This is a genomic window from Martinezella paranaensis (genome assembly GCF_014200235.1).
Taxonomy (GTDB): domain Bacteria; phylum Pseudomonadota; class Alphaproteobacteria; order Rhizobiales; family Rhizobiaceae; genus Rhizobium; species Rhizobium paranaense.
The window spans coordinates 924,689-945,946 of record NZ_JACHBI010000001.1; the positions used below are offsets into that span (position 1 = coordinate 924,689).

Genomic DNA, 21,258 nt, shown 5'->3' on the forward strand with positions numbered 1-21,258 from the left:
GCCGGCTCTCCGATCGAACATGCCCCGCCAAAAAAAGCTTTGGACTTTAGGGACAATGCTTCACGAACCACGCGAATGGGTTCCCTGGCGGGAATTCTCTCATCGGTCGCTGCTTTCTGCTGGATTTGCGGCCAAAAGGCAAGAGCCGCCTATCCCGCAAGGCTGCGTGTCAGCGCGCCAGCAGCGTCAGCGCCGTCATCGATTGCAACAGCGTCCGCGTCGTGCCGCCGAAGATCAACTGCCAGAGCCAGGAATGTGTATAGGCACCCATGACGAGCAAATCGATGCTGTCGTCGGCGAGGCGGTTTTCGATGACCTGCGATGGCGTCTTGCCGCCGCACATCGCCGTTTCCAGTCTGGCGCGAATGCCATGCCGGACGAGCGTGGCCGTGATCTCGACGCCGGTCTCCTTGGGCGAATGCGTGGAACTGTCAGACGTGTCGACTGAAAAAACCTCGACGGAATCGGCAGTCCTCAGAAACGGCAGAGCATCGAAGGTTGCGCGGGCCGCTTCTTTCGATCCATTCCACGCAATCAACACGCGATGGATCGGTTTCGGCTCGGTAAAGATGTAGGGAATGAGCAGCACGGGACGACCGCTTTCGAACAGGAAGCTTTCGACATCGACATGCGAGTCCGAAGATCTGGCTGGATCGGGTTGCACGGCAACCAGCAGATCCGCGCTGCGCGCAGTTTCCATCAGCGGCTCCGAACCATAGCCGACAGTGCTTGCGAAGTTGCGCCATTCATAGGCGAGGCCTTCGCGCTCCATTTTGGCACGGAACAGCCGCTCGACTTCGACGGCCTGGCTGTGCGCCATGTCCTGCAGAGCCTGCACGGCGACCGGATCGGGGATTTCCATCGGCGCAACCAGCGGCACGGCCGAGACGATTTCCGCATGCAGACCCACAATATGAGCGCCATGTTCTTGAGCGAACGCGGCGGCGAAATCGACCGCCACACGCGTATTGTCGGGGGTATCGAGTATGACCAGAATAGTCTTATAGGGCATGACGTGATCTCCCATGAGGAAAGGTCCTTATCGCTCCATTATATCAGTGTTCCGCCTGATAATAATGCGCCGATATGACCACGGTTCCCTCACGGGCTAAAAGCACTTGCTGAACGTCATGCCTCAGCGGACTGATTTTCCTTTGCTTTCGCCTGCCTTATCGTTTCGATCATGGCGCGCACCTCCGCCGCGACACTTTCAACCAGTTCGACGGTGCGAGCCCGCACGACGATTTCGGTCGAGAAGAATTGGCCGACATAGCGGGGGTAGGATCCGATGCTGGTATCCGGATGAGCTTTCTGGATGGCGCCGAGCGGCGTGCCGATCTCGCCTTCGCCGTAAGGGCAGGAAATCGCCGCCGAAAGCATGCGGGTGCCGGTGCGCAGGGTCGGGACGACATTGTCAAGCATCGCCTGAAAAACCTGCGGCACACCGGCCATGACATAGACGTTGCCGATGTTGAAGCCCGGCGCGGTCGAAACAGGATTGGCAATATGCTTGGAGCCGACCGGCATGCGCGCCATCCGCTGGCGGGCCTCGGTGAACTCCATCTCGCGCCGCGCATACATCTCCGCCATCAGCCGCATCGCTTCTGCATCGTGTTCGCAGGGCACGCCGAAGGCCTTGGCGATCGCATCGGCGGTGATGTCGTCATGCGTCGGGCCGATGCCGCCGGAGGTGAAGACGTAATCATATTGGCCGCGCAGGGCGTTCAGCGCGGTGACGATGGCGTCTTCGTCGTCGGCGACGATACGGACTTCCTTCAGATCGATGCCGGCCAGCAGCATGACATCGGCGAGATGGCCGATATTCTTGTCTTTCGTCCGGCCGGAGAGCAGTTCGTCGCCGATGGCCAGCATGGCGGCGGTGACAATGGTTTCATTGGTCATCGAAATTATCCGTGGAATTGCGCAGTGGCGCGTTCGAAAAAGCGTTTCAAATAGGTAGCGCCGTTTGCGGCGAATGCAAACTGACGTTTTCGTTGCTTGGCCGCCATGGAAAAAGCAACCGCAAGTGAATTTTCGTCTTCATCGCGTGAACAGTGCGTTCCAGTTGCAGGGGCTGCGCCTTCGTGTGCCTGCTGGTACAAATCACCCCGAAAATCAACGCGTCCAACAATTGGAGATATTCATGACTAAGGTTCTGGTTCTCTATTATTCATCCTATGGTCACATTGAGAAGATGGCCTATGCAGTCGCTGAAGGCGCGAAATCCACCGGCGCCGAGGTGACCGTCAAGCGCGTAGCGGAACTGGTACCGGAAGAAGTGGCCAAGGCTTCTTACTTCAAGCTCAATCAGGAAGCGCCGATCGCATCGCCGGAAGAACTGGCAGAATATGACGCCATCATCGTCGGCTCGGGCACGCGGTTCGGCACGGTTACGTCGCAGATGCGCAATTTCTGGGATCAGACCGGCGGCCTGTGGTTTGCCGGCAAACTGGTTGGCAAAGTCGGCTCGGTATTCACCTCTTCGGCGACCCAGCACGGCGGCCAGGAATCAACCATCCTCGGCTTCATCCCGACCCTTCTGCACCACGGCATGGCCGTCGTCGGCCTTCCCTATGCTTTCCAGGGCCAGATGGGCACGGAAGAAGTCAAGGGCGGCTCGCCCTACGGCGCATCCACGATCACCAACGGCGACGGCTCCCGCCAGCCCTCGGAAATCGAACTGGAAGCCGCAAAGTACCAGGGCGCCCACGTCGCCAAGATCGCGGCCAAGCTAGTCGCCTAATTCGATCTTCGTCTATCGTTGGGGAGAGGCGCGGTGAAAGCTGCGCCTTTTTTCGTCGGAGCGTATTGGAATTTTGTCTTTGGTGCGGACGACGGGGGTCGAACCCGTATAGCCTAAGGCCGAGGGATTTTAAGTCCCTTGCGTCTACCAGTTTCGCCACGTCCGCGTGCCTTTCCCCTTCAAGCACTTGAACGATTCAGTCAAGGGAATGTTTTAAAACGAACTGGCACAACCGGCTTGGCAAAGGGCGGCGAAGGCTGATGGGGAATGGCGTGAGGCCATAAGGAAAGAAGCTCTGCGCAAGCTCCCGGAGCAATCCAGCAGTCGTCTGGCTGGATTAACATTTGATAAATCTAAGGCTGGAGCAGAAGGGCAAATCTTCTTCTCCGGCCGCAACGGATTTTGACCGTACGCCGGCATGTTGGTAAGAATATGCGAAAACTACCTCAATGGGGAAAGTGATGGCCGTTGTACACATTAGTATGGACACCAAGAAATCAGCGGCAGGGGCGTTACTCCCTCAAGATATTGAGCTGAATATATTGGCTTTGGAGCTTTTTTATTATGCCTGCGAGGCAACCCATAATCTTCAAATACCATATATGAAAGATATCGGCACGTCAGTCGTCGTTGATCAGATAACGTTCTCCAATCCATTCGACATTTGGGCTGTCTTGAAGAGCATTCCCGTAGGGATCGGAAGGGCAGTACTTGACCGTACTTTGTATTTTCGGCCAGAATTTGCGAAACGCACAGCAGAGGCTGGTAAAGCTAGGCAAAGTGAGATTTCAGCGAAGCTCGACAACATCCGGAAGGCAAACAAGCTTCGGGATGAGCTTCTTAACTCTGGCGGCGATGCCGACGAAATCACGAAGCTGCTTGCAAAAATACTCTTCGATCAAGACGCGAAGCTTGAAGTGCATGACGCGAACCAAAGAAAAGAGCCGTCTAGCCTTCCATATCTCTAGGTGGTGTGCCAAGTCCGGCTTTGCCCATGACGACCGGCTGGACGCTCTTGCGATGGCCGCTGCCTACTGGGTCGAGAGCATGGCTATCCTGCAACGTTCGGATGGTTCTGGCTCGATCGACTCGTCGCCCTCTGAGAAGGTTCACAAGTGCATGTGGATTATACGGGGTCCGTATAATCAGGCGAAGCCCGCTGGCACCGGGTGAACGGGGCTAGAGCGGGCCTCTAACCATCATCATGATGGCTGTCTCCATTGGAGGCAGGCAAGGCGGCGCTGTCAATTCGCAGAATTGGGGGATGTGCGATCAGGTGCCGCAATCCCGCGATTGCTGGAATATCGTTCAGACAGGTCAGAAACCGCGCTAAACAGGCTTTCTTTACTCATCTTTCCTGTGTCATAGCGAAGACGGATTGAACAAGAACGGACCAAGACCGTGGACAAGCAGGATGTTCTCGATGCCACCGAGGCCATGCGTGGCCTTTTTTTCGCAACGCCTCTGCAACTGAACGAGCATCTTTCCGCTCGCTACGGTGCGGATATTTGGCTGAAGCGCGAGGACCTGACGCCGGTGCGCTCCTACAAGATCCGCGGCGCCTTCAATTTCTTCCGCAAGGTGATTGCCGCGGGCGGTACCGGCAAGACATTCGTCTGCGCTTCGGCCGGCAATCATGCGCAGGGCTTCGCTTTCGTCTGCCGTCATTTCGGGGTGCCGGGCGTGGTCTACATGCCGGTCACGACGCCACAGCAGAAGATCGACAAAACCCGCATGTTCGGCGGGGAGTTCATCACCATTAAGCTGTTCGGCGATTTCTTCGACCAGTGCTACCAGGCGGCGCGCGAACATGTGCAGCATATTGACGGCGTCATGGTGCCGCCTTTCGATCACGCCGATATCATCGAGGGGCAGGCGACGGTCGCGGCCGAAATCGCCGAGCAACTGCCGGATGGAGTCATGCCCGATCGTATCATCCTGCCCGTCGGCGGCGGTGGATTGGCGGCCGGCATCACCGGTTATTTTGCCGATCGCCTCGCCAAGGAGGCATTCCTCTTTGCCGAGCCGGCGGGAGCGCCCAGCCTCAGGCGCAGCATGGAAGCGGGGCAGGTGGTGACACTGGCGAAGGTCGACAATTTCGTCGACGGCGCAGCGGTCGGCCGCATCGGTGACCTGAATTTCGCCGCCCTGAAAGATTTTGCGGCCGAGCAGGTCATGCTGATCGCGGAAAATGCGATCTGCGTGACGATCACCGATATGCTGAATGTCGAAGGCGTCGTGCTCGAACCCGCCGGCGCGCTCGCGATCACCGCGCTGGAGGCGATGGATCGTGAGAGCATTCGCGGCAAGACGATCGTTGCCGTCGTCTCCGGCGGCAATTTTGATTTCGAGCGTCTGCCCGACGTTAAGGAGCGTGCCATGCGCTATGCCGGCCTGAAGAAATACTTCATCCTGCGGCTGGCTCAGCGCCCCGGCGCGCTGCGCGATTTCCTCAACTTGCTGGGTCCGGATGACGATATCGCCCGCTTCGAATATCTGAAGAAGAGCGCCCGCAATTTCGGCTCCATCCTGATCGGCATCGAGACCAAGAATCCCGACAACTTCAAGAAACTGGTTGAGAATTTCGAACGTGCTGGAATGGGCTACGAGGACATCACCGAGAACGACATTCTGGCTAGCCTGATCATTTAACTTTGCCACCTCACGCCCTTCATGCTAAAGGCGATTCATGGCTTCGATCTTGTCAAATATTCTCTCGATCTTCACCGGCGGCAGCGCATCGACAGCGAGCGCCGAAAAGACCGGCGGCCCCTCTGTCACCGCTGAGCCGCAGGTGCATAACGGCTGCACGATCTACGCGACGCCGCAGCGCGAAGGCAATCAGTTCCGCCTGATGGGCCGGATCGAGAAGGAAGTGAACGGCGAGGTGCTGGTGCGCAATTTCATCCGCGCCGATGTCTTTACCTCATCGGACGATGCTGTGGAATCGGCCTTCCGCAAGGCGCAGCAGATCATCGATCAGAACGGCCCGTCTCTGTTCGGAGATGGCGAAAAGGTGCGCCAGGTCTGAGCTGAACGGCCAGTAACCCGGAACGATAACGGCCGCCGAATGGCGGCCTTCTCTTTTTCTGTTCACCAAGAGCGGTTACGCCGCACGGAAAAGCTTGGCACCTGACGGAGCGCTGGTCGCGCCGCCGTCGACGGTGATTTCGATCGCCGTGACGTTCCGGGAGTCGTCCGATGCGAAGTAGAGGGCGGCCCTGGCGATCTCTTCGGCTTCGCTCATGCGGCCAAGGGGGCTCAGGCTGCCGAAGCGTGCTTCCAGGGCGTCCTTAGCCTCTTCCGTCATTGCTCTCGTATTCCAGATCGGCGTCTTGGTGGCGCCGGGCGTGACCTGGTTGACGCGGATGCCGCGCGGAGCGAGTTCGGATGCCAGGTTGCGGGTCATGGCACGGACGGCGCCCTTGGTGCCGGCATAGGCGGAATAGCCGGGGATACCGAGAACAGCGTGCACGGAGCCGTTCAGGATCACCGATCCACCGTCGTTCAGATACGGCAACGCAGCCTGCACCGTGAAGAAGACGGCGGTGAAGTTTGTGCGCACCACCGTCTCGAACTGCTCCAGCGTGGTCTTTCCGACGGCGGTTTCGCCGGCAATCCCGGCATTGGCGAAGACGATGTCGAAATTACCAAGCTTTTCAGCCGCTTCGGCGAAAGCTTTCTCAGTTGCTGCAACGTCGGTGACGTCGACCTGCAATGCCAGGACATCGCCGCCAAGCTCTTCAACGGCAGCGGCAAGGGTCTTTGGATTGCGGCCGGTGATGGCGACCTTGGCGCCCTCGGCGAGGAAGAGGCGGGCGGTGGCGAGGCCAATGCCGCTGTTTCCGCCGGTGATGATGGCAACCTTGTTCTTGAGACGCATGTTCGTAGCTCCTATTGGCTTTGATGGCGATCTGGATTACGATCGTTCGCTATAAGGATTATGATCATAATCCAAATTCGTCAAGACGGATTGAGGAGATTTTTCGATGGGCCATTCTCAGTTGGAGAAGCAGAAGACGCATGAGCGGATCGTGACGCTTGCCGCCAAGCGCCTGCGGGAGGAGGGGCTGGAGGGTATCGGCGTTGCCGATCTGATGAAGGAAGCGGGCCTGACGGTCGGCGGCTTCTATAAACATTTTGCCTCCCGAGACGAGCTCGTGGCCGAAGCCGTTCAGGTGGCGGTGGAGTCATGGCGGCGGCAATTGGAAGAGAAGGGGATCGATCCGGCGGATATTTCTCTGGAGAGCTATGCCGACGATTATCTCAGCACGCGGCATCGCGACCAACGCGGTGAAGGCTGTGCCTATGCCGCGCTGACGGCCGATATCGCGCGCAGCGGCGAAGCCGTTCGCACAATCGCGACGGAAGGAATACGGAGAAACATCGCATCGATGACGGCGCGCATGCCGCAGCCGGATACAGCGGAAGCGCGGCGCAACGCCATCATCGCCTCATGCCTGATGACCGGCGCTGTCGGCCTCGCGCGTATTGCAAACGACGACGAATTTTCCCGCGAAATTCTGGAGGCTGCGCGGAGCTTCGTGAAAGAGCTGGCAGCAGGCAACGAGACATAAAAAAGCGGCCGGTGGGGACCGGCCGCTCACAAAGAATTGATCGTGCTGGAGGCTTAGGCGGCCAGCGCCAGCTCGGTTGCGCGGGCCTGGGCAGCGCCGATTGCCTTTTCAGCGGCTTCCGGACCGAAGGCGACGCCTTCGATATAGACGGTTTCCACGTCGGTGATGCCGATGAAGCCGAGAACCGACTTCAGGTAGGGAACGGCGTGGTTGAGCGGAGCGGCCGGGCCTTCGGAATAGACGCCGCCGGAAGCGAGCACGATATAAGCCTTCTTGCCGGTCACCAGACCCTTCGGGCCGGTTTCCGTGTAGGTGAAGGTGCGGCCGGCGCGGGCGATATTGTCGATCCAGGTCTTCAGCGAGGAATAGATGTTGAAGTTGATGAGGCCGGTGCCGATGACCAGCGTGTCGGCTGCGAGCAGCTCGTCGACGAGCGCGTCGGAAACCTTGATCAGTTCCTGCTGCTCGGGCGTGCGGGCGTCGGCCGGCGTGCGGATGGCGGCAGTGAAGGGCTCGTCGATATGCGGCAGGGCAGTGGCGGCGAGGTCGCGATGGACGATCGTCTTGCCCGGGTTCTGGGCCTTGATCTTGTCGGCAAGCTCGCTGGCGATCTTGGTGGAAAGCGAGTCGGAGCGCGGGCTGGACGTCAGAAGCAGAATGGAGGACATGATTCTATTCCTTTTCAAAGGGTTGTGAGAGCCAGGCTGGGAGACTGACCATCGTTCGAGAAGAGAAATAAGACTGCAGTGCCATCGAAAAAACTGTGATAATATGGATTGGAATTATCGATAGAATGGATGGCCACCCAATGCTTCCCAATCCGACCCTCGACCAGTTGCAGGTCTTTTTGACCGTTGCCGAATCCGGCAGCTTTTCCGCTGCATCGCGCACGCTCAATCGCGCGCAATCGGTCATCAGCTACACGATCGCCAATCTTGAGGCCCAGCTTGAGATGCCGCTGTTCGAGCGCTCCGGCTCCCGCCAGCCGACGCTGACGGATGCGGGCAGAGCCATGCTGGAGGATGCGCGCCGTATTCTCTCCGATCTCGGAGTGATGCGTGCTCGTGTCAAAGGTTTGAAGGCGGGACTTGAAGCGGAAGTGGCGGTGGCCATCAGCGTGATGGTGCCGACGAATGCGACGGTCGACGTGCTGAGCGAGTTTCGCGATCGCTTCCCGCTCGTCTCGCTACGGCTCGACACCGGCGAACTCGGCACGATGATGGAACTCGTCGCCAGCGGTAAGTCGACGATCGGCATTGGTGGTGCGGTGCCGAATCAGGACGATTCGCTGGTGATCGAGCGTATCGGTCACTCCTTCATGCTTCCGGTAGCATCGCCCAATCATCCGCTCGCCCAGATCGAAAGGCCGTTGACGCTTGCCGATGTGCGAGACGAGGTGCAATTGGTCGTGACCGATGCCTCAGGTCTCACGAATGGGAAGGATTTCAACGTCCTGTCGTACAAGATCTGGCATGTCAGCGACATCGCGACCAAGCATCAATTGATGCGTGGTGGCCTCGGCTGGGGTGGGCTGCCGGCTTCGCTCATCGTGGAAGACCTGCAGAAGGGACGATTGGTGCGTCTGGCCCTCGATGCCTACGATCAGAGCGAATATCCGATCTACGCGGTCCACAAGCTCGACAATCCTCCCGGTCCCGCCGCTGCCTGGATGATCGAAGCCTTCAGCGAGCGCCTTTCAAAATGCCCGAACCAGGCGGATTTCAAGGCTGCCGTCGACATGTTTCATCTGGACGAAAAGCAGTTGGCGGCGGAGTGAAAACCCTCTCCCCGCTCCTGAGCTTGCCGAAGGGGCGGGGAGAGGGAACGACCGGGACTAAAGAACCAGCCGGAAGTTATGGAAGCCGTCGGTACCTTCGCCAGCGTCTTCGATCTTCACGCTCTTCACCTGGGCCAGGAAATCCTTGGCCTTGGGTGAGCTTTGGAACAGGACCGTCGTGCCCGGCAGCGGCTTGAACGTCCAGTTGCCGTCGGCGGTCGGATTGATTGTGCCCTGATCGTGGACATAGCGGACGATGACGTCGCGGTTAGTATCCGGAGCCTGGTAGACGACCTTATCCGAGGCGATTTCCGGGAAGTTGCCGCCGCCGCCGGCGCGGTAGTTGTTGCTGACGACCACGAACTTCTGAGTCGCATCGATCGGCTTGCCGTTGAACTGCAGGTTCTGGATGCGGTTGGCATCGGCATTCAGAACCTTGCCGTCATCGCCGAAGCGGCGCGGCTGCGAGAGGTCGATCTGATAGGTGACGCCGTCGATAACGTCGAAGTTATAGGACGGGAAGCTGTTGTTAATCAGATCCGCATCCTTCGCGCCCGGCTGGACCTGATTGAACATCGCCGCCGACATTTCCAGCCAGTTCTTGACCTGCGCGCCGTTGATGACGACCGCCTGCACCGTGTTCGGATAGAGATAGAGGTCGGCAACATTCTTGATGGCGATGTCGCCCGCAGGAACGTCGGTATAATAGTCGGCGCCGTTGCGGCCACCGCATTTGAAGGGAGCTGCTGCCGAAAGCACCGACAGATCCTTATACTGCGTCTCCTTCAGCATATTCTTGATGTACCAGAGCTGCGCCTGGCTCACGACCTGCACCGACGGATCGTCGGCGACCAGTGCGAAATAGGAGTAGAGCGGCGCGGAGGTCTTGCCGACGGGCGTGCGGACATAGGTCAGCGTCGCCTCATGCTCGGCCTTGGCCGCTTCCACGACTTCCTTCTTGTCGGCAACATCCGCGATGACCTTCTTCTTGTCGTCGCGGTGATAGATCGGCCGAGCCTCGGAGGTGAAGTCTACGATCTTCCAGCTCTTGCCGTCTTTTTCCAGTAGCAGGTCGATCAGGCCGAGATGCGAACCCCAGAAGCCGGCCATGACGGCGGGCTTGCCATGCAGTGTGCCCTTGACCGGATCGGCATCCTTGATGCCGTCCCAGGTCTTCGGACCAGGGAAGACGAGATGCTGGTGACCGGTGAAGATCGCGTCGATGCCGGGAACGGCGGCGACGTAGAGCGAGGCGTTTTCCATCTTGTCGGACGGGCCGCTGCCGTCGATGCCGGAGTGGGAAAGCGCAATCACGATGTCGGCGCCTTCTTCCTTCATCACCGGAACCCAGGCCTTGGCAGCCTCGACGATGTCGCGGGTCTGTGCCTTGCCTTCGAGATTCTTGATGTCCCAGAGCATGATCTGCGGCGGCACGAAGCCGATGAAGCCGATCTTGATCGTATTCTCATTGCCGGCGCCGTCCTTGATCTTCTTTTCGAGGATCAGATACGGCTTGAAGAACAGATCGTCCTTCTTCGGGTCGGAAGCGAGCTGACCCTTGGTCAGGTTGGCGCAGACGAAGGGGAAGTTCGCCCCGCCGAGCACCTTGAACATGAAGTCGAGGCCATAGTTGAACTCATGATTTCCGAGCGTGCCGACCTCATAGCCGAGCGTATTCATCGCCTTGATCACCGGATGGACGTCGCCGTCCTTCATGCCGTGCTGATAGGCCATGTAGTCGCCCATCGGATTGCCCTGCAGCACGTCGCCGTTGTCGATCAGCAGCGAGTTGGTGGCCTCGGCACGGATGTTGTCTATGATCGTTGCCGTGCGCGACAGGCCCATCGTGTCGTTCGGCTTGTCGGCATAGTAGTCGTAAGGGAAGACGTTGACGTGAATGTCTGTCGTTTCCATGAGGCGCAGGTGCGCCTGATTGCTGGCGGCGCGGGCCGCAAAAGGATGCAGCACAATGAGCGCGGCCGTGGCGCTAAGGCCCTGCAGCAACGAACGGCGCGACATGCTGGGCAATTCCAGAATGGAAGACATGAAACACTCCTTCAACAATGAATCTATCAGCCCTCGATCACCTCTCGGGGTGAGGGAGATTAAGACGAATTTTGAAGGTGTGCACCACGAATATGACAGGCTTATTGTGGTGCCGGCGCCAAAGAGCGAAGAAGCCCTCAGCGTTTGAGAACCGGCTGTATCTCCTTGTGGAAAAAGCGGAAATAGGAAGCAACCTGAGCCGACGCGTTGGAGGAGGGATCGAACTCGATGCCGATCCGGCCTCCATGGATCCAGCGCACGATGCCGTCCAGGATGCCGATCTCATCGCATTCGACACGGACCTTGCTGCCGGCGGCGGCATGGATCGGTGATTGCAGGTCGAGCGCAATGCCGCCGGTGGAAATATTGACGACGCGGCCGGTCACCGCCTTGGCGAAATATCGGACCCGACCCATCAGGCGGGCATGCTTGCGCGGCGAACGCCTCGCTTTGATTTTCAGATTGTTCTCCGTGAGCGGTTTTGAAATCGGCTGCATAACTGACCTCGATGCCTGTATCTGATGACACCGATAGCAGGCAGGCGTTGAAAGGTGTTTAGAACGATCGCTAAAATTGACGCGATCCGTTCCGAATCGGGACCGGCAGCTTTTAATGTTGCAATTCCGGGCATTCTCATGCTGGACGAGCGGGAGTTTGGGGAAAGAGGAAATGACGTTGCGCATCGTTTCGCTGAATGTTTGGGGCGGACTGCTGCATGAGCCGCTGATGCGATATCTCGTCGATATCGACGCGGATGTCCTGTGCCTGCAGGAAGTCGGGCGCACTGCAGATGCACAATCCGAATGGCTGGTTTACCGTGATCATGGCGTCGAGCTTCCGCAGCGGGCTAATCTCTTCGATGAGATCAGCGCAGCCCTTCCAGCATATGATGCCTTCTTCAGCCCGACGGCGCGGGGCGATCTCTTCGATGGCGATCGGCTGATCCCGTCCGAATTCGGCCTCGCAACCTTCGTGCGCAAATCCTATCCGGTCATCGGCCAAGCCTCGGGTTTCGTACATGGGGAATTCTCGGCCGACGGCTGGGGTTCGCATCCGCGGTCGCGCAATGCCCATTGCATTCGCATCTTCGATTACGAAGGTGGTTTCCCCGTCACCATCGCGCAGATGCATGGTCTGCGCGATATAGAAGGCAAAGGCGACACACCGGCCCGTCACACCCAGGCGAAGGCATTGGTGGAACTTATCCGGCAGGTTCACCAGGGCGATGAGAGGCTCGTCGTCTGTGGCGACTTCAATGTCCTGCCGGGGAGCGTCACCTTCGATGCCCTAAGCACATTCGGGCTTTTCGACCTCGTCACCTCGCGCGGTCACCGCGACACACGGACCTCCTACTATCGCAAGGAGCCGCGTTATGCCGACTATATGCTGGTGACATCGGCGGTGGAGGTGATTGCATTCGACGCCGTCGCCGAGCCGGAAGTCTCCGATCACCGCGCCTTGCTGCTGGACCTGCGATAGCTCTGCCGGCCGTGAGGCTCAGAGCCCGACATTCGGCCGGTCGATGATTTCGCGCAGCGCGAAGCTGGAATTGATCTTCACCACATGCGGCAGTGCGGAGAGCCAGTCACGGTGGATGCGTTCGTAATCTTCAAGATCGCGCGCGGCGACGCGCAGGATATAGTCGTATTCGCCGGACATGAGATAGCAGACGAGCACGTTCGGACAACGTTTCACCGCCGTTTCGAATTCCGACAGCGTCTTGGCAAACTGGCCGGACAGCGAGATGTGCACGATGGCGATCATCTTGTAGTCCAGCGCCTTGTGCGACAGCCTTGCATGATAGCCGCCGATCACGCCGTCCTTCTCCAGAATGTCGAGCCGGCGTGAGCAGGCGGAAGGCGACAGGCCGACCTTTTCGGCAAGTTCGGCATTGGTGATCCTGGCGTTCTGTTGCAGCACGCGCAAAATCGAACGATCGATGGTGTCTATGTCAGGCATTCGAAGATCCTTCGAAAAATCTCGCTTTGGCGCAATAATCCACGAAAAAAGCTGGTTCGGCAAATTGTCTTTGCAAGGACATTTCAGCGCGAAGGTGGTCTCATTCTCAGCGGAACAGTTGCAAACCGAATAAGCATTCAGGGAGAAGCAAAATGCGTGTTGGTTGTCCGAAAGAAATCAAGAATCATGAATATCGCGTCGGTTTGACGCCCGCATCCGTTCGCGAATATGTCGCCCATGGTCATGAGGTCTGGGTCGAGACCAAAGCGGGTGCAGGGATCGGGGCCGATGATCATGCCTATATCGCCGCCGGCGCCAAGATCGCCGCCACCGCGAAGGACATTTTCGAAAAGTGCGACATGATCGTGAAGGTCAAGGAGCCGCAGCCTTCCGAATGGGTGCAACTGCGCGACGGCCAGCTTCTCTATACCTATCTGCACCTCGCGCCCGATCCGGAGCAGACCAAGGGCCTGATCGCCTCCGGCGTCACCGCCATCGCCTATGAAACCGTCACCGATGAGCGCGGCGGCCTGCCGCTGCTTGCGCCGATGTCGGAAGTTGCCGGCCGTTTGTCGATCCAGGCGGGTGCCACCGCGCTGCAGAAGGCCAATGGCGGCCTCGGTATCCTGCTTGGTGGCGTGCCCGGCGTCTTGCCGGCCAAGGTCGCCATCATCGGCGGCGGTGTCGTCGGCCTTCACGCCGCCAAGATGGCGGCAGGGCTCGGCGCCGATGTCAGCATTCTCGATCGTTCGCTGCCGCGCCTCCGCCAGCTCGACGATATCTTCAACGGCCGTGTCCACACGCGCTATTCCAGCATTCAGGCGCTGGAAGAAGAGGTCTTTGCCGCCGATCTCGTCATCGGTGCCGTGTTGATCCCGGGTGCTGCAGCGCCGAAGCTCGTGACGCGCGAAATGCTCTCCGGCATGAAGAAGGGTGCCGTCATTGTCGACGTCGCCATCGACCAGGGCGGCTGCTTCGAAACCTCACATGCCACGACCCATTCCGAACCGACCTATGAGGTCGAAGGCATCGTCCACTACTGCGTCGCCAACATGCCGGGTGCGGTTCCGGTCACCTCGGCGCATGCGCTGAACAATTCCACCATCTATTACGGCCTCGCCCTCGCAGACCGCGGCCTGCGCGCCATTGCCGAGGACAAGCACTTGCGCAATGGCCTCAATATCCACAAGGGCCGTGTCACCAACAGGCCCGTCGCCGAAGCGCTCGGCTACGAAGCCTACGCTCCGGAAAGCGTCTTGAACGTAGCGTAAATCCCATCGCGCTGCGTTGAATGGAAGCGCCGGCATTTTACATGCCGGCGCTTCTTTCCATTGAGCTACTACGCCCGATCGATCCGGCACTGATAGCAATTGTTGCGCGCCGAGCGGACATGCACATAAGCGATGCCTTCGCGGCTCAGGAGGTCGGCAGCATAGGCTTTGATGTCATCGGTCGGTGTCACGGCGCCGGTGCCGTAGACGATGCGGTTGTTTTCGCCATAGCCCCGCACAATGAAATCCGGGCTGGTGGTCAGTACGGGCGGCAGGATTTCCTCGGCCTCATAACGCCGGCAAGGCGCTTTATGCAGGAAAACCGGCCCGGTCTCGGCATAGGGCTGCAACTCTGGAAACGGCCGATAGGCGAAAACAAAAAGCTCTTCGCCGGCATCGATATTCCGCAGGCAATGGCGGCAGGGATGGCCCGGGCCGTCCGAGATCGTTGTCTCTGGTAGGTGACCATAGGAATCCGTGCCACCATTCCAGAGGGTTTCGGCATCCGACGTGGGCATGGCGGCAAAGGCAATGGAGGGCATGACAAATCTCCTTTTTACGATTTGTCATGTGATGCGCCGCGACGGCAGGAGAAGCCACCCGATTCCTGCGGCTAGCTTTTCCTTGCCAGCTCCAGCAATTCCTTGTCGCTCAGCGGCCTTACGATGCCTTCGCCGGTCGAGACGGGGGAAAAGCCGAACATCTGATAGAGCTGAAGCGCCCGCGGATGGTCGAGATTGTTGGTGGTCGCGGTGATGCGTTGCGGGCTCAGCGTCCACATGGCGTAGAGCGCCTGCAACAGGAACCATTTGCCGATGCCGAGACCGAGAGCGTGCTCGATCAGGCCGAAATGGCTGAGCTCGATCGTCTCCTCATCCTCACGGAAATATTCGAAGAAGCCGGCCGGAGCGCCGTTAACATAGAGTACGCTGATGTCGTTGCGCTGGTCGTGCAAAACTGCCGTCAGCTCCTCGTCGTGCATGCGAAGCCGGTCGACCCAATGCCAGCGCGCGCCGACCTGGCGATAGAGATAGCGGTAGAAGGGCAGGGGAATGCCGGGCGAGCGCATGATTGCCGTCTGGATGTTGACGGGCACAGGCAGGCTCGCCTTGGGCGGCGCGGTCATTTCCAGCCGGGTGATATGGACTTTGAGCGACGATGGGGTTTTCACGGGGACGGTGCCGCTCAGTCTTTGCCAGTGACGATACGCGTGTCCGGCCGGCTGCCCCATTCCGACCAGGAGCCGTCATAGAGCCGGTTGGCGCCATGGCCGAGCGATTCCAGCGCCAGCGTTATGATGGCGGCGGTGATTCCGGAGCCGCAGGTGGTCACGACAGGCTTTTCAAGATCGATACCGGCCTTCTCGATCGTTTCGCGCAGTTCCGGCAGGGATTTGAACTTGCCGTTCACCGCGAAGCTGCCGGACGGCAGGCTTTTTGCGCCCGGCATGTGACCGGAGCGCATGCCTTCGCGCGGTTCCGGCTCGGTGGCCGCGAAACGGCCGGCGCTGCGGGCATCGGCGATCTGCAGCGAGCCGCTGTCGACGACCTCGCGCATCTCATCGAAGGGGACAATGCGGGCCGCATTGAAATTCGGCTTGAAGGTGGCCGGTGCATATGCGGGCAGGGCGATTTCCAGCGGTCGCCCTTCGGCCTTCCAGCCATCCAGGCCGCCGTCGAGCACGAAGACATTCGCAGCGCCCATGACGACATGAAATAGCCACCAGACACGCGGTGATGCGAAGATGCCGGGGCCATCATAGACCACGATGCGATCGGTCTCGCTGATGCCGAGCTTGCCGACCTCGGCTGCGAAGACTTCCGGCGAAGGCACCATATGCGGCAGGCCGGTAGAGTGATCGGCGATCTTGTCCTGATCGAAGCGGATGGTGCCGGGAATATGACCGCTGGCATATTCGGCATTGGCATCGCGCTTCTGCGCCGGCAGATAGAAGGATGCGTCGAGGATACGCAGATCCTTGGCGCCCAGTTCGCTCTGCAGCCAATCGGCGGATACGACGAAACGGCTCTTCTCCGCTGTCATGATGATCTCTCCCTGATTTATATCGGGCCTTATTGTTCCAGAAACCGCCGGCTTAGGCGTCGTCGGTGGGCGTGCCGAAACGGATGCGGAAGCGGCGGTTCTCCCTGCCCTTCTTCTCGATCTTGGCGATATAGATTGCCCCGACTTCCTGCGTCTCCGACACATGTGTGCCGCCGCAGGGCTGGCTGTCAATGGCGGAGTTCTCGCCGATGCAGACAAGGCTGACGCGGCCGAGTCCGATCGGCGGGCGCACATTCTTCGACTTGACGATACCCGGATTGGCTGCAAGCTCCTCATCCGTGATCCACTGGACGAAAACGGGATGGTTCTCGCTGACGAGCGCCATCATCTTCGCCGTCACCTCGTCCTTGTCGATCGTCTCGCTCATGTCGAAATCGACGCGGCTTTCATCCTCGCCGACCGCCGCACCCGTGATCGGATATTGGCAGACAACCGAGAGCAGATGGCAAGCGGTGTGCATACGCATCAGCCGGTAGCGGCGCGGCCAGTCGACATGCAGCACCAGCTTCTCGCCGAGGGCAGGCGGCGCTGCGCCCTCCTGCGGCACATGGATGATGATATCCTTCGTCGCCCCGTGCTTGGTCTGGCCAAGCACGATTTTGGAACCGTCGGCGCGCTCGAAGAAACCGGTGTCCCCCGGCTGTCCGCCGGAGGTCGCGTAGAAGCAGGTTTGATCGAGCTCTATGCCCCCATCCTCGTGAATTGCGGTTACGACAGCCTCAGCAGTCGAGAGATAGAAATCGTCACGATAAAGGGCATTCACCGACATAAAATCACGCCAGGTTTTCGTAAGGAATAGGAATATTGGAAGTCGTCGTCAGATATGCCGGCAGCGGCAGACCCTTCGATCTCAGGAAGTCCGGATTGAAAAGCTTGGACTGATAGCGATTGCCATAGTCGCAGAGGATAGTCACGATCGTATGGCCGGGGCCGAGATCCCTGGCAAGGCGCACGGCGCCGGCAATGTTGATGGCCGTCGAGCCGCCGAGGCAGAGACCTTCGTGTTCGACCAGATCGAAGACATAGGGCAGGGCTTCGGCATCGGTGATCTGATAGGCGAAATCAGGCGTAAAACCTTCCAGGTTTGCAGTTACGCGGCCCTGGCCGATACCCTCGGTGATCGAAGAGCCGGAGGATTTCAGCTCGCCGTTCTTGTAGAATTCGTAAAGTGCCGCCCCTTCCGGATCGGCGATGCCGATCTTGATGTCCTTGTTGAAACCATGCAGACCCATGGCGACGCCCGCCAACGTGCCGCCGGAGCCGACCGAGCAGATGAAGCCGTCGACCTTGCCGTTGGTGTCAGCCCAGATTTCCTTGGCGGTCGTTTCAATATGCGCCTGGCGATTGGCGACGTTGTCGAACTGGTTCGCCCAGATCGCGCCGTTCGGCTCAGTCTTCGCCAATTCCGCCGCAAGCCGGCCGGAAACCTTCACGTAGTTGTTGGGGTTTTTGTAGGGAACGGCCGGCACTTCCACCAGCTCGGCGCCGAGCAGCTTCAGCGCGTCCTTCTTTTCCTGGCTCTGTGTTTCCGGAATGACGATGACGGTGCGGTAGCCCAACGCCTTGGCGACCACCGTCAAGCCGATGCCGGTATTGCCCGCAGTCCCCTCGACGATGACGCCGCCGGGCTTCAGCAGGCCTTTCTTTTCGGCATCGCGGATGATGTAGAGCGCGGCGCGATCCTTGACCGACTGGCCGGGGTTCAGGAACTCCGCCTTGCCGAGGATGGTCGAGCCCGTCGCCTCGGAGGCACCCTTGAGTTTGATCAGTGGCGTGTTGCCGATCGCTTCTAGGACGGAGGGATGGACGGTCATGGAATCTCTGCCTTCTGTTCGGGACTACTGTAAGAACGGTCTTTTCCCTTCACAAGGCGGCATAGGCAAGAAATTCTGTTCCTCGCTATTTGTTCGTGCCGCAAAATTCGACTTGGCGACCTCATTGGCCGCAATCTTCGATCCGGTCCGCGTGTCTCCAATTGGTGACATTGTTTTCCATATCGGGCCCTTAATCCGGCCGAAAGCGGCCACAATGATGCGCTATCTCTAAAATGCCACGGACGGCCGCGAATAAGTGTCTGATGTAAGCGACCGCCAGCCAAGGAGAAGAGCCATGAGCCCGTTCATCGCACGCCCCGAACACGGAGTCGTCTGGATTACCGGCGCCAGTTCCGGTATGGGCCGCGCGCTCGCGCTGAAACTGGCCGAAGAAGGATATAAAGTCGCCGTTACGGCTCGCAGTCATGAAAAGCTTCTTGAGTTGCAGGCCGAGGCAAGCGCGCTTGCCGGCAGCATCGTCGTGCTCGACGGCGATGTTACCAGCGCTGAAGATATGGAGCACACCGTTGCCGCCATCGAATATCAGCACGGCCCCGTCGCCCTGGCGGTTCTGAATGCTGGCATCTATCTGCCGGCGCGGGGCGAGGACCTCAATCACGAGGTGTTCGAACGAAGCTTTGCCGTCAATCTCCACGGTGTCGTCAACTGCCTCGTTCCTGCGGTCCGGCATATGCGCTCCAGGGGATACGGGCAGGTTGCCCTTGTGTCTTCGGTGGCTGGTTATGGCGGCCTGCCCGGTGGCGCTGCTTACGGCGCCAGCAAGGCTGCGCTGATCAACATGGCCGAAAGCCTGAAGTTCGAGCTGGAACGGATGGGCATTCACATCCAGCTCGTCACCCCCGGTTATGTCGATACGCCATTGACCGCACAGAACAAGTTCGAGATGCCGGACGTGGTATCGGCGCAGCAGGCTGCGGACACGATCGCAGCCGGATTGAAATCGCCGGCCTTCGACATCAGCTTCCCGAAGGGCTTGGTCTATCGGGCAAAGCTTTTGAAGTTTCTGCCCTACAGCCTCTATTTCCGGGTGCTGCGATATTTTCTCGGCAGCGGCCATAAGCACCAGTCGGTCGGGCCGCGCGTAACGCCGCATCCGGCCGAATAGCGCTTAATCATCCTTCTTCAGTGATGCGTGTGCATCGAGCGCACGCTGCCGCGCCGCGGTGTGATCGACGATCGGCCGGGGAAAGTCCCTGCCGAGTTCTATGCCCGCACGCTTCAGCACCGTATCCGGCGCCTCGAATGGCCGATGGATGTATTTGCTGTCGAGAGCTGCCAGCTCCGGCACGAAGGTCCTGATATAGCCACCATCCGGATCGAATTTCTCGCCCTGCAGCACCGGATTGAAGATGCGGAAGAAGGGCGAGGCATCGGCGCCTGAGCCCGCCACCCATTGCCAGTTTGCAGTATTGGCCGCCGGATCGGCATCGACGAGCGTATCGCGAAACCAGGACTCCCCCTCGCGCCAGTCGATCAGCAGATCCTTGATCAGGAACGAGGCCGTGATCATGCGGACGCGATTATGCATCCAGCCGTGCCGCCAAAGCTGCCGGCTCTTTCTTCGATGTCGTCATGGCCTGGCCAGCCGACCGCCCGTTGTTTCTTCGCAGGATTTGTCGCTGCCGGAACCAGTATATGATGTCGGTCGCAAAATAGTTCCACCCATGCGCGTTTCATCGGGAAATAGTACCCGCAACTCTCGTGAGGAAATCTGGATGCGGCTTGTGATATAGAGGATGCTTGTCACTGTTCTGTAATGCAAATTCGCTAGCAGTCCACGCGATTGACGACCCAGAATTAAATAGGCGGGGAAGAATAACATGGCGGAAATCCGGATCGAGCAAGTTCGCAAGGCCTATGGACGCAATCAGGTCGTGCACGGCGTCGATCTGACCTTCCGCTCCGGGGAGTTCGTCGTCATTCTCGGCCCTTCCGGCTGCGGCAAGTCCACCCTGATGCGCATGATCGCCGGCCTTGAGGATATTACCTCGGGCGAAATTATTATTGACGGCAAGGTCGTCAATCAACTCGAGCCGCGCGAGCGCGGTTGCGCCATGGTCTTCCAGAACTACGCGCTTTATCCGCACATGGATGTCGCCGCCAACATGGGCTACGCGCTCAAGGTGGCCGGCGTGCCGCGCGCCGAACGTGAGCGTCGCATCAAGGAAACGGCCCGCATTGTCGGCCTGGAAGATTTCCTGGCCCGCAAGCCATCCGAGCTTTCGGGCGGTCAGCGCCAGCGCGTCGCCATGGGCCGCGCCATCATCCGCGAACCGAAGGTTTTCCTCTTCGACGAACCGCTCTCCAACCTCGACGCCAAGCTGCGCGTGCAGATGCGTGTCGAAATCCGCCGCCTGCACAAGCGCCTGTCGGCCACCTCGGTTTTCGTCACCCACGATCAGGTCGAGGCGATGACGCTCGCTGACAAGCTGGTGGTCATGTACAAGGGCAATGTCGAGCAGGTCGGCACGCCGCTTGAGGTCTACAACACGCCGCGCACCCGTTTCGTCGGTTCCTTCATCGGTTCGCCGGCAATGAATTTCCTCGAAGGCTCCTTCTCGGCGAACGGCGAGCAATTTATCTTTGATGGCCTGCCGATCGCCATCGACGCCAACATCGGCAAGCGCCACGCCGGCCTGCCGGTCACGCTCGGCATCCGCCCGGAACATGCGCGTCTCGTGCCGGCCGGCACGCCGGGCGCCGTTCCCGCCACGGTGGATTTCGTCGAAGAACTCGGCGCTGGCCGCGTCATTCACTGCGATATCAACGGCTCCAGCTTCGCCGTTGCCGTCGCCGATCATACCACCGGGCAAACGGGTGACGCCGTCGGCCTGGAGCTTGCCCAGCAGCATACGCATCTCTTCGCCCAGGACACCGGCCTGCGGCTCGACACCATTGCCTCGGTCACACCTCTCAAGGTTGCCGCAAACTAATTTTCAGACATCAATTTTCAGCAAGAGCGCCCGGAAATCCCTACCGATTTCCG

General features: G+C 59.3%; 22 protein-coding genes, 1 tRNA gene and 1 pseudogene. 10 read left to right on the forward strand and 14 right to left on the reverse strand.

Annotated elements, in window-relative coordinates; translation table 11 throughout:
- Positions 1 to 169 precede the first annotated feature (169 nt).
- Positions 170 to 1,012, reverse strand: coding sequence for a universal stress protein (locus GGD50_RS04520; protein WP_107107844.1), 843 nt, complete (start codon positions 1,010 to 1,012; stop codon positions 170 to 172).
- A gap of 116 nt (positions 1,013 to 1,128) precedes the next feature.
- Positions 1,129 to 1,902 (reverse strand): competence/damage-inducible protein A, encoded by a 774-nt coding sequence (locus tag GGD50_RS04525; protein WP_107107845.1) that lies wholly within the window; start codon positions 1,900 to 1,902, stop codon positions 1,129 to 1,131.
- 241 nt (positions 1,903 to 2,143) lie between these two features.
- Between GGD50_RS04525 and wrbA the strand changes: the two genes are divergently transcribed.
- Positions 2,144 to 2,743 carry an NAD(P)H:quinone oxidoreductase type IV gene (gene wrbA, locus GGD50_RS04530; RefSeq protein ID WP_107107846.1) on the forward strand — a complete coding sequence of 200 codons (600 nt, stop codon included), beginning with the start codon at positions 2,144 to 2,146 and terminating at the stop codon, positions 2,741 to 2,743.
- A gap of 80 nt (positions 2,744 to 2,823) precedes the next feature.
- On the opposite strand, the gene GGD50_RS04535 is transcribed toward wrbA, so the two are convergent.
- Positions 2,824 to 2,909: transfer RNA gene (locus GGD50_RS04535), tRNA-Leu, on the reverse strand.
- A gap of 295 nt (positions 2,910 to 3,204) precedes the next feature.
- Here GGD50_RS04535 and GGD50_RS04540 point away from each other — a divergent pair.
- The 3 genes from GGD50_RS04540 to GGD50_RS04550 all read left to right on the forward strand — a co-directional run bounded on the left by GGD50_RS04540 (position 3,205) and on the right by GGD50_RS04550 (position 5,774).
- Positions 3,205 to 3,711 (forward strand): hypothetical protein, encoded by a 507-nt coding sequence (locus GGD50_RS04540; RefSeq protein ID WP_107107847.1) that lies wholly within the window; start codon positions 3,205 to 3,207, stop codon positions 3,709 to 3,711.
- A gap of 433 nt (positions 3,712 to 4,144) precedes the next feature.
- Entirely contained in the window at positions 4,145 to 5,395 is a 1,251-nt protein-coding gene (ilvA, locus tag GGD50_RS04545) for a threonine ammonia-lyase (protein WP_107107848.1), read from the forward strand.
- 37 nt (positions 5,396 to 5,432) lie between these two features.
- Complete coding sequence (locus GGD50_RS04550) at positions 5,433 to 5,774, forward strand: HlyU family transcriptional regulator (RefSeq protein ID WP_107107849.1); 342 nt, start codon at positions 5,433 to 5,435, stop codon at positions 5,772 to 5,774.
- Between the two features lie 75 nt (positions 5,775 to 5,849).
- Here GGD50_RS04550 and GGD50_RS04555 read toward each other — a convergent pair whose 3' ends face one another.
- Positions 5,850 to 6,626, reverse strand: coding sequence for an SDR family NAD(P)-dependent oxidoreductase (locus tag GGD50_RS04555; RefSeq protein WP_107107850.1), 777 nt, complete (start codon positions 6,624 to 6,626; stop codon positions 5,850 to 5,852).
- A 106-nt stretch (positions 6,627 to 6,732) separates the two neighbouring features.
- On the opposite strand from GGD50_RS04555, the gene GGD50_RS04560 reads away from it, so the two are divergent.
- Entirely contained in the window at positions 6,733 to 7,320 is a 588-nt protein-coding gene (locus tag GGD50_RS04560; protein WP_107107851.1) for a TetR/AcrR family transcriptional regulator, read from the forward strand.
- Between the two features lie 53 nt (positions 7,321 to 7,373).
- Here GGD50_RS04560 and GGD50_RS04565 read toward each other — a convergent pair whose 3' ends face one another.
- Positions 7,374 to 7,988 carry an FMN-dependent NADH-azoreductase gene (locus tag GGD50_RS04565; RefSeq protein WP_107107852.1) on the reverse strand — a complete coding sequence of 205 codons (615 nt, stop codon included), beginning with the start codon at positions 7,986 to 7,988 and terminating at the stop codon, positions 7,374 to 7,376.
- Positions 7,989 to 8,128: 140 nt separating this feature from the next.
- Between GGD50_RS04565 and GGD50_RS04570 the strand changes: the two genes are divergently transcribed.
- A complete protein-coding gene (locus tag GGD50_RS04570; protein ID WP_107107853.1) occupies positions 8,129 to 9,097 on the forward strand; it encodes a LysR family transcriptional regulator in 969 nt (322 codons plus the stop codon).
- A gap of 57 nt (positions 9,098 to 9,154) precedes the next feature.
- On the opposite strand, the gene GGD50_RS04575 is transcribed toward GGD50_RS04570, so the two are convergent.
- Together GGD50_RS04575 and GGD50_RS04580 are read right to left on the reverse strand one after the other, a co-directional pair.
- Positions 9,155 to 11,143, reverse strand: a complete 1,989-nt coding sequence (locus tag GGD50_RS04575; protein WP_107107854.1) for a bifunctional 2',3'-cyclic-nucleotide 2'-phosphodiesterase/3'-nucleotidase — start codon at positions 11,141 to 11,143, stop codon at positions 9,155 to 9,157.
- 137 nt (positions 11,144 to 11,280) lie between these two features.
- On the reverse strand, positions 11,281 to 11,640 hold the full coding sequence (locus tag GGD50_RS04580) for a PilZ domain-containing protein (RefSeq protein ID WP_107107855.1): 360 nt from the start codon (positions 11,638 to 11,640) through the stop codon (positions 11,281 to 11,283).
- A 172-nt stretch (positions 11,641 to 11,812) separates the two neighbouring features.
- Between GGD50_RS04580 and GGD50_RS04585 the strand changes: the two genes are divergently transcribed.
- On the forward strand, positions 11,813 to 12,622 hold the full coding sequence (locus GGD50_RS04585; RefSeq protein WP_181316040.1) for an endonuclease/exonuclease/phosphatase family protein: 810 nt from the start codon (positions 11,813 to 11,815) through the stop codon (positions 12,620 to 12,622).
- A gap of 18 nt (positions 12,623 to 12,640) precedes the next feature.
- On the opposite strand, the gene GGD50_RS04590 is transcribed toward GGD50_RS04585, so the two are convergent.
- Positions 12,641 to 13,102 carry an Lrp/AsnC family transcriptional regulator gene (locus GGD50_RS04590; RefSeq protein WP_107107856.1) on the reverse strand — a complete coding sequence of 154 codons (462 nt, stop codon included), beginning with the start codon at positions 13,100 to 13,102 and terminating at the stop codon, positions 12,641 to 12,643.
- A gap of 152 nt (positions 13,103 to 13,254) precedes the next feature.
- Between GGD50_RS04590 and ald the strand changes: the two genes are divergently transcribed.
- Positions 13,255 to 14,373, forward strand: coding sequence for an alanine dehydrogenase (gene ald, locus GGD50_RS04595; protein WP_107107857.1), 1,119 nt, complete (start codon positions 13,255 to 13,257; stop codon positions 14,371 to 14,373).
- A gap of 68 nt (positions 14,374 to 14,441) precedes the next feature.
- Here ald and GGD50_RS04600 read toward each other — a convergent pair whose 3' ends face one another.
- The 5 genes from GGD50_RS04600 to GGD50_RS04620 all read right to left on the reverse strand — a co-directional run bounded on the left by GGD50_RS04600 (position 14,442) and on the right by GGD50_RS04620 (position 18,251).
- Complete coding sequence (locus tag GGD50_RS04600; protein WP_107107858.1) at positions 14,442 to 14,915, reverse strand: DUF1203 domain-containing protein; 474 nt, start codon at positions 14,913 to 14,915, stop codon at positions 14,442 to 14,444.
- Between the two features lie 71 nt (positions 14,916 to 14,986).
- On the reverse strand, positions 14,987 to 15,499 hold the full coding sequence (locus GGD50_RS04605) for a GNAT family N-acetyltransferase (RefSeq protein WP_107108132.1): 513 nt from the start codon (positions 15,497 to 15,499) through the stop codon (positions 14,987 to 14,989).
- Positions 15,500 to 15,558: 59 nt separating this feature from the next.
- Positions 15,559 to 16,416: a 3-mercaptopyruvate sulfurtransferase gene (sseA, locus tag GGD50_RS04610; RefSeq protein ID WP_107107859.1), complete on the reverse strand. Its 858-nt coding sequence runs from the start codon at positions 16,414 to 16,416 to the stop codon at positions 15,559 to 15,561.
- Positions 16,417 to 16,468: 52 nt separating this feature from the next.
- On the reverse strand, positions 16,469 to 17,206 hold the full coding sequence (locus tag GGD50_RS04615; RefSeq protein ID WP_107107860.1) for an alanyl-tRNA editing protein: 738 nt from the start codon (positions 17,204 to 17,206) through the stop codon (positions 16,469 to 16,471).
- Positions 17,207 to 17,210: 4 nt separating this feature from the next.
- Positions 17,211 to 18,251: a cysteine synthase A gene (locus GGD50_RS04620; protein ID WP_107107861.1), complete on the reverse strand. Its 1,041-nt coding sequence runs from the start codon at positions 18,249 to 18,251 to the stop codon at positions 17,211 to 17,213.
- Between the two features lie 295 nt (positions 18,252 to 18,546).
- Between GGD50_RS04620 and GGD50_RS04625 the strand changes: the two genes are divergently transcribed.
- Positions 18,547 to 19,377, forward strand: coding sequence for an SDR family NAD(P)-dependent oxidoreductase (locus GGD50_RS04625; RefSeq protein ID WP_107107862.1), 831 nt, complete (start codon positions 18,547 to 18,549; stop codon positions 19,375 to 19,377).
- 3 nt (positions 19,378 to 19,380) lie between these two features.
- On the opposite strand, the pseudogene GGD50_RS04630 reads toward GGD50_RS04625, so the two are convergent.
- Positions 19,381 to 19,824: pseudogene (locus tag GGD50_RS04630) on the reverse strand (FAD-binding domain-containing protein); the annotation flags it as partial.
- Positions 19,825 to 20,092: 268 nt separating this feature from the next.
- Between GGD50_RS04630 and GGD50_RS04635 the strand changes: the two are divergent.
- Positions 20,093 to 21,205 carry a sn-glycerol-3-phosphate import ATP-binding protein UgpC gene (locus tag GGD50_RS04635; protein WP_107107863.1) on the forward strand — a complete coding sequence of 371 codons (1,113 nt, stop codon included), beginning with the start codon at positions 20,093 to 20,095 and terminating at the stop codon, positions 21,203 to 21,205.
- Positions 21,206 to 21,258 lie beyond the last annotated feature (53 nt).

Bases quoted from the DNA above. Each gene is read 5' to 3' on its own strand.
- GGD50_RS04550 (WP_107107849.1), top strand. From the start codon at position 5,433: ATGGCTTCGATCTTGTCAAATATTCTCTCGATCTTCACCGGCGGCAGC.
- GGD50_RS04540 (WP_107107847.1), top strand. From the start codon at position 3,205: ATGGCCGTTGTACACATTAGTATGGACACCAAGAAATCAGCGGCAGGG.
- GGD50_RS04590 (WP_107107856.1), bottom strand. From the start codon at position 13,102: ATGCCTGACATAGACACCATCGATCGTTCGATTTTGCGCGTGCTGCAA.
- sseA (WP_107107859.1), bottom strand. From the start codon at position 16,416: ATGACAGCGGAGAAGAGCCGTTTCGTCGTATCCGCCGATTGGCTGCAG.
- GGD50_RS04555 (WP_107107850.1), bottom strand. From the start codon at position 6,626: ATGCGTCTCAAGAACAAGGTTGCCATCATCACCGGCGGAAACAGCGGC.
- GGD50_RS04560 (WP_107107851.1), top strand. From the start codon at position 6,733: ATGGGCCATTCTCAGTTGGAGAAGCAGAAGACGCATGAGCGGATCGTG.
- GGD50_RS04605 (WP_107108132.1), bottom strand. From the start codon at position 15,499: ATGACCGCGCCGCCCAAGGCGAGCCTGCCTGTGCCCGTCAACATCCAG.
- GGD50_RS04600 (WP_107107858.1), bottom strand. From the start codon at position 14,915: ATGCCCTCCATTGCCTTTGCCGCCATGCCCACGTCGGATGCCGAAACC.
- GGD50_RS04615 (WP_107107860.1), bottom strand. From the start codon at position 17,206: ATGTCGGTGAATGCCCTTTATCGTGACGATTTCTATCTCTCGACTGCT.
- ald (WP_107107857.1), top strand. From the start codon at position 13,255: ATGCGTGTTGGTTGTCCGAAAGAAATCAAGAATCATGAATATCGCGTC.
- GGD50_RS04625 (WP_107107862.1), top strand. From the start codon at position 18,547: ATGAGCCCGTTCATCGCACGCCCCGAACACGGAGTCGTCTGGATTACC.
- wrbA (WP_107107846.1), top strand. From the start codon at position 2,144: ATGACTAAGGTTCTGGTTCTCTATTATTCATCCTATGGTCACATTGAG.
- GGD50_RS04570 (WP_107107853.1), top strand. From the start codon at position 8,129: ATGCTTCCCAATCCGACCCTCGACCAGTTGCAGGTCTTTTTGACCGTT.
- GGD50_RS04635 (WP_107107863.1), top strand. From the start codon at position 20,093: ATGGCGGAAATCCGGATCGAGCAAGTTCGCAAGGCCTATGGACGCAAT.
- GGD50_RS04565 (WP_107107852.1), bottom strand. From the start codon at position 7,988: ATGTCCTCCATTCTGCTTCTGACGTCCAGCCCGCGCTCCGACTCGCTT.
- GGD50_RS04520 (WP_107107844.1), bottom strand. From the start codon at position 1,012: ATGCCCTATAAGACTATTCTGGTCATACTCGATACCCCCGACAATACG.
- GGD50_RS04580 (WP_107107855.1), bottom strand. From the start codon at position 11,640: ATGCAGCCGATTTCAAAACCGCTCACGGAGAACAATCTGAAAATCAAA.
- GGD50_RS04585 (WP_181316040.1), top strand. From the start codon at position 11,813: ATGACGTTGCGCATCGTTTCGCTGAATGTTTGGGGCGGACTGCTGCAT.
- GGD50_RS04575 (WP_107107854.1), bottom strand. From the start codon at position 11,143: ATGTCTTCCATTCTGGAATTGCCCAGCATGTCGCGCCGTTCGTTGCTG.
- GGD50_RS04620 (WP_107107861.1), bottom strand. From the start codon at position 18,251: ATGACCGTCCATCCCTCCGTCCTAGAAGCGATCGGCAACACGCCACTG.
- GGD50_RS04525 (WP_107107845.1), bottom strand. From the start codon at position 1,902: ATGACCAATGAAACCATTGTCACCGCCGCCATGCTGGCCATCGGCGAC.